Origin of the sequence: Arthrobacter sp. A2-55 (assembly GCF_025548615.1) — a bacterium.
Taxonomy (GTDB): Bacteria; Actinomycetota; Actinomycetes; order Actinomycetales; family Micrococcaceae; genus Specibacter; species Specibacter silviterrae.
Genome location: NZ_JAJLOZ010000125.1, coordinates 1 through 4,591, shown reverse-complemented (window position 1 = coordinate 4,591; position 4,591 = coordinate 1). Strand labels below are relative to the sequence as shown.

The 4,591-nt window shown below is 66.7% G+C and carries 5 protein-coding genes; 3 read left to right on the top strand and 2 right to left on the bottom strand.

Annotation, left to right across the window (positions count from 1 at the left end; genetic code table 11):
• A partial coding sequence (locus LPN03_RS20420) for an Lrp/AsnC family transcriptional regulator (protein WP_262455716.1) occupies window positions 1-405 on the bottom strand: 405 nt, incomplete at its 3' end.
• Window positions 406-516: 111 nt separating this feature from the next.
• On the opposite strand from LPN03_RS20420, the gene LPN03_RS20415 reads away from it, so the two are divergent.
• Window positions 517-1,191 carry a LysE family translocator gene (locus LPN03_RS20415; protein WP_262455715.1) on the top strand — a complete coding sequence of 225 codons (675 nt, stop codon included), beginning with the start codon at window positions 517-519 and terminating at the stop codon, window positions 1,189-1,191.
• A 102-nt stretch (window positions 1,192-1,293) separates the two neighbouring features.
• Here LPN03_RS20415 and LPN03_RS20410 read toward each other — a convergent pair whose 3' ends face one another.
• Entirely contained in the window at window positions 1,294-2,301 is a 1,008-nt protein-coding gene (locus LPN03_RS20410; RefSeq protein WP_165183673.1) for an adenosine deaminase, read from the bottom strand.
• A gap of 171 nt (window positions 2,302-2,472) precedes the next feature.
• On the opposite strand from LPN03_RS20410, the gene LPN03_RS20405 reads away from it, so the two are divergent.
• Both LPN03_RS20405 and LPN03_RS20400 read left to right on the top strand, forming a co-directional pair.
• Complete coding sequence (locus LPN03_RS20405; protein ID WP_262455713.1) at window positions 2,473-3,672, top strand: toxic anion resistance protein; 1,200 nt, start codon at window positions 2,473-2,475, stop codon at window positions 3,670-3,672.
• A 113-nt stretch (window positions 3,673-3,785) separates the two neighbouring features.
• Window positions 3,786-4,591: HNH endonuclease family protein (locus LPN03_RS20400; RefSeq protein ID WP_410468629.1), on the top strand; the 806-nt coding region annotated here is incomplete at its 3' end.

Sequence of the window (4,591 nt, the reverse complement as noted above, 5' to 3'; positions counted from 1 at the left end):
GCTGACCCGCTGCACGCCCGGCAGGTTGGTCAGCTCGTCATCAAAGAACCGCTGGTAGGCCGGCAGGTCCTCGGCCATGACCTTCAGGATGTAGTCGGGGTCGCCAAACAGCCGCTGGGCCGAAGTGATGTGCGCGCTGGCTGTCACCCGGGCCTCAAACTGGTCCATCGTGGCCCGGTCCACCTTGGCCAGGGTGACGAATACCAGCGCCTCAAACCCGAGCCCCACCGAGGCCGGGTCCACCACGGCGCGGTAGCCGCTGATGGCCCCGGAACGCTCCAGGTCCTTCAACCGCCGGTGGCACGGCGCCACCGTCAGGCCCACCTCGGCGGCCAGTGCCGTGGCACTCATGCGCCCGTCATCTTGAAGCCTGCGCAAAATTTCTCTGTCAAGTTCGTCAATCACAGCAAAATCCTATCGTATCTGCGTGCTTCCGGGCCTAAATTGGTAAGCACTTCTGCGCCCAAATTACCTAAACTTGCTGTCACCACCAACTTCTTTGACGGCAGGAACACCATGGACCCGCAGGCACTTATCGGCTTCCTCATCATCGCCGTTGCCTTGACGTGCACACCCGGGCCCGACTGGGCCTTCACCATCGCCGCGGGGCTGGGCCGGCGCAGCTTCGTCCCCGCCGTCGCCGGGCTCTGCAGCGGCTACGTGCTTCACACGGTGCTGCTGGCCGCGGGCATCGCGGCCCTCATGGCCGCCAACCCCGGCCTGCTGGCCTGGCTGACTGTGGCCGGGGCGCTGTACCTGCTGTGGCTCGGGATGGCGACGGCGAAGTCATGGCGCAGCGCCGGGTTCAGCAGTGCCGGGCCGGAGGTTGAGAATGCCCCGGCGTCCGGGGCGCGCCGCCGCGCCTACCTGCAGGGTGTGGGGACCAGCGCCATCAACCCGAAGGGCCTGCTGTTCTTTGTGGCCCTGACCCCGCAGTTCATCCGGCCGGGCGCGCCCTTCCCCATTCCCGTGCAGTCGGCGGTCCTCGGGCTCACGTTTGTTGCCTCCACGGCCGTCATCTACACGCTGGTGGCCGCCGGCTCACGAAAGTTGCTGCGTTCCCGCCCGGGCGGCGCCCGCGCCATCACCCTCTCCAGCGGCATCATCATGTTTGGGCTGGGCCTGGTGCTGCTGGCGGAGCAGGCGGTTCCCGTGACCCACGCCGCGGAACAGCTCTTCGCCCGAGGTTAGCCGCCCCACCCCGTCCCTCTCCCCGCCGAGATAGCGGATCCGCGCCGAAATCCGACACAAATTCGTGCAGCTTTCGGCGCGGATCCGCTATCTCGGCGCCGGTCAGCTCCCCTGCGCCGCGCGCCAGCCGTCCAGTTCGGCCAGCAGTTCGGCTTTTCGAGCGTCCGCGGCAAAGGATGAACGGATGGAATTGCCCGCCAAACGCTCCAGGATGTCCGTGCCGAAGCCGAACTCCGCCACCAGCGAGGCAAAGTTCTGCTCCACGTAGCCGCCAAAGTAGGCCGGATCATCCGAATTGACGCACACGTTCAACCCGGAAGAAAGCATCTGCGGCAGCGGGTGCGCGGCCAGCGTGTCCACGGCGCGCAGCCGCACATTGGACAGCGGGCAGACCGTCAACGGCACCTGGTCCGCCGCCAGCCGCTTGACCAGCGCAGCGTCCTCGATGGCCCGGATGCCGTGGTCAATCCGCTCCGCGCCGAGCAGGTCCAGGGCGTCCGACACGTAACTGGCATCGCCCTCCTCCCCCGCGTGAGCCACCAGGCGGAGTCCGGCCTCCCGTGCCCGCCGGAACAGCCGGATGAACTTCGACGGCGGATTGCCCACCTCCGCCGAGTCCAGCCCGATCCCGATGATGGGCGCCTCCGCAGCCAGCAGTTCGTCCAGGACGGCGAGCGCCGATTCCTCGGTTTCGTCCCGAAGGAACGCCGCGATGAGCCCGGTGGTGATGCCAAACTCCGCCTCGCTGCCGGCGAGCGCGGACTCTATGCCGCCCACCGCCGTCGTGAGTGGAATGCCGCGCCCAAGGTGCGCCTGGGGGTCAAACATGATTTCCGCGTGCCGCACCCCCGCGGCCTGCGCGCGGCGGAGGTAGGCGCGGGTCATGTCGGCAAAGTCGGCCTCGGTGATGAGCACGGCCATGTTGGCGTAGTACAGGTCCAGGAAGGATTGCAGGTCGGTGAACTCGTACTGGGCACGCAATTCGGCCAGTGTGGGGTGCGGCAGCGTGATGTTGTTGCGGGCGGCCAGTTCAAGGATCAGTTCCGGCTCCAGGGTTCCTTCGATGTGCAGGTGGAGTTCGGCCTTGGGCAGGGTGGCATGGATGGTCATGACCGCAAGTCTACGGTTGCAGGAGTCCGCCAATCCCAGGCTGGCGCATTCTTCGTACCGATTGGCCGCAACGGGCGATTCGGTGGAGACAAATGGCCCAAGGTGGAGCAACATGGCAAGGGACAGCCTCTTTGGAAACCTTTTTGAGCTCAAGGAAACTGGTACACGTACATGACATCGCCGCTGACACCTCCCCCGGAACCCGATGACGCCCTGGTCCTGACCCCGCCTGACGCGCCGGAGATTGTGACGCCGGCACAGGCCCCGGGCATGATCCCGGTGCCGGCGGAACGGCAGGCCGACATCACGGCCAAGGCCAGGGAGTTCATTTCCGGCATCGCGGCCCTTGATGCCCGCAGCCCGGAATTCAGCCGCAGGGTGGAGGGGCTGTCCGCCCTTGCCGCGCCCGCCATGAAGTCGTCCGCCGATTCCTCCAGCCGCATGCTGGAACGGTCCACCACGTCGGTCGCGAACACCAAGCGCAACGGCAGCAGCGCCCAGGCACACGTGGCCCAAACCCTCAACGAGCTCCGCGTGACCGTCCAGGGGCTGACTCCGAACAATGCCGACCTGGGCACGGGCCGGAAGATCCTGGGCATGATCCCCCGAGGCAACAAGCTGGCCAAGTACTTCCAGCGCTACGAGTCCGCCCAGGGCCAGCTGGACGCCATCATCAAGTCGCTGATGGCAGGCCAGAATGAGCTGCGGTCGGACAATTCGGATCTGGCCCATGAAAAGGTGGCGCTGTGGGAAACCATGCAGGTCCTCAGCGAAACGGCCGTTTACGCCAAGGCGCTGGATGATGCCTGCGCCCAAAAGATCGCCCAGCTGCGCGCTTCCGGGCAGGAGGAGCAGGCCCAGGCCCTGGAGGCGGACGTGCTGTTCCCGATCCGCCAGCGGCACCAGGACATACTGACCCAGCTGGCCGTCTCCGTCCAGGGCTACCTGGCCATGGACCTAGTGCGCAAGAACAACCTTGAGCTGATCAAGGGCGTGGACCGGGCGCGCACCACCACCATTTCCGCCCTACGCACGGCCGTGATTGTGGCGGAGGCCCTCGCCAACCAAAAGATGGTGCTTGACCAGATCGACGCCGTCAACACCACCACGAACAACATGATCCTGCAGACCTCCCAGATGCTCAAGGACCAGACGGTGCGCATCCACCAGCAGGCGGCCAGCTCCGGCGTCAGCGTGGAAACACTGCAAAAGGCCTTTGACAACGTCTATGCCACCATGGACGCCATTGACGCCTTCCGGGCTGCGGCCGCGAAGAACATGGACGGGACGGTGCACGCCCTCGAGTCGGGCCTGGAACAGGCCAAGCCGTACCTGGAACGCTCGCGGAAATCGGAGGACGGGAAGCAGTAACCCCGGGCTATGCTGGAGGGATACCCACCTTCCCCCGGAAAGAGCGCTGCCCCTTGTCCAAGCACCACCCGGCCACACCCCGCACCCTTGGCACATTCGGCTTCGCCGACCTCATCAGGGGGTCCGTGCTGGCGTCCGTCCTGGTCGTTGCCACGGCGTGCGGCGGCGCACCGGCACCCGTGGCGGCACCGCCGTCGTCCGCTCAGAGCGTGGAAAGCAGCCCATCCCCGACGACGGCGGAGCCCACGCCTGAGCCCACACCCACACCGACCGCGGATGACACCGCCCCGGTGGATGGCGACACCGTCCCCGACGCCGGCGGGGCCAAGCTGGCAGGCAATGCCCAGCCGGCCTTCGCGGCCAAGGCCCTGGACGTCCTGGCCGGGCTGCCCATCAAGGGACGGGCGCCCAAGACGGGGTACAGCCGGTCCGAGTTTGGCCAGGCCTGGGCGGATCTGGACAGGAACGGCTGCGACACGCGCAATGACATGCTGAACAGGGACCTCACGGCCAAGACGTTCAAGCCCGGCACCCGGGACTGCGTGGTGCTGACCGGCGTGCTGGCGGACCCCTACACGGCCACGACCATCGACTTTGTGCGGGGGCCCCAAAGCGCCCGGGTGCAGATTGACCACGTGGTGGCGCTCAGCGATGCCTGGCAGAAGGGCGCCCAGCAGCTCTCCCTCCAGCAGCGCACGGCGTTCGCCAACGATCCGCTGAACCTGCTGGCTGTGGACGGGCCCACCAACCAAAAGAAGGGCGACGGCGACGCGGCCACGTGGCTACCCCCGAACAAGTCCTACCGCTGCGAGTACGTTGCGCGGCAAATTTCGGTCAAGGCCACCTACAAGCTTTGGGTCACGCAGGCTGAGCACGACGCCATGGCGCGAATTCTTGGCAGCTGCGCAGACACCCTGGC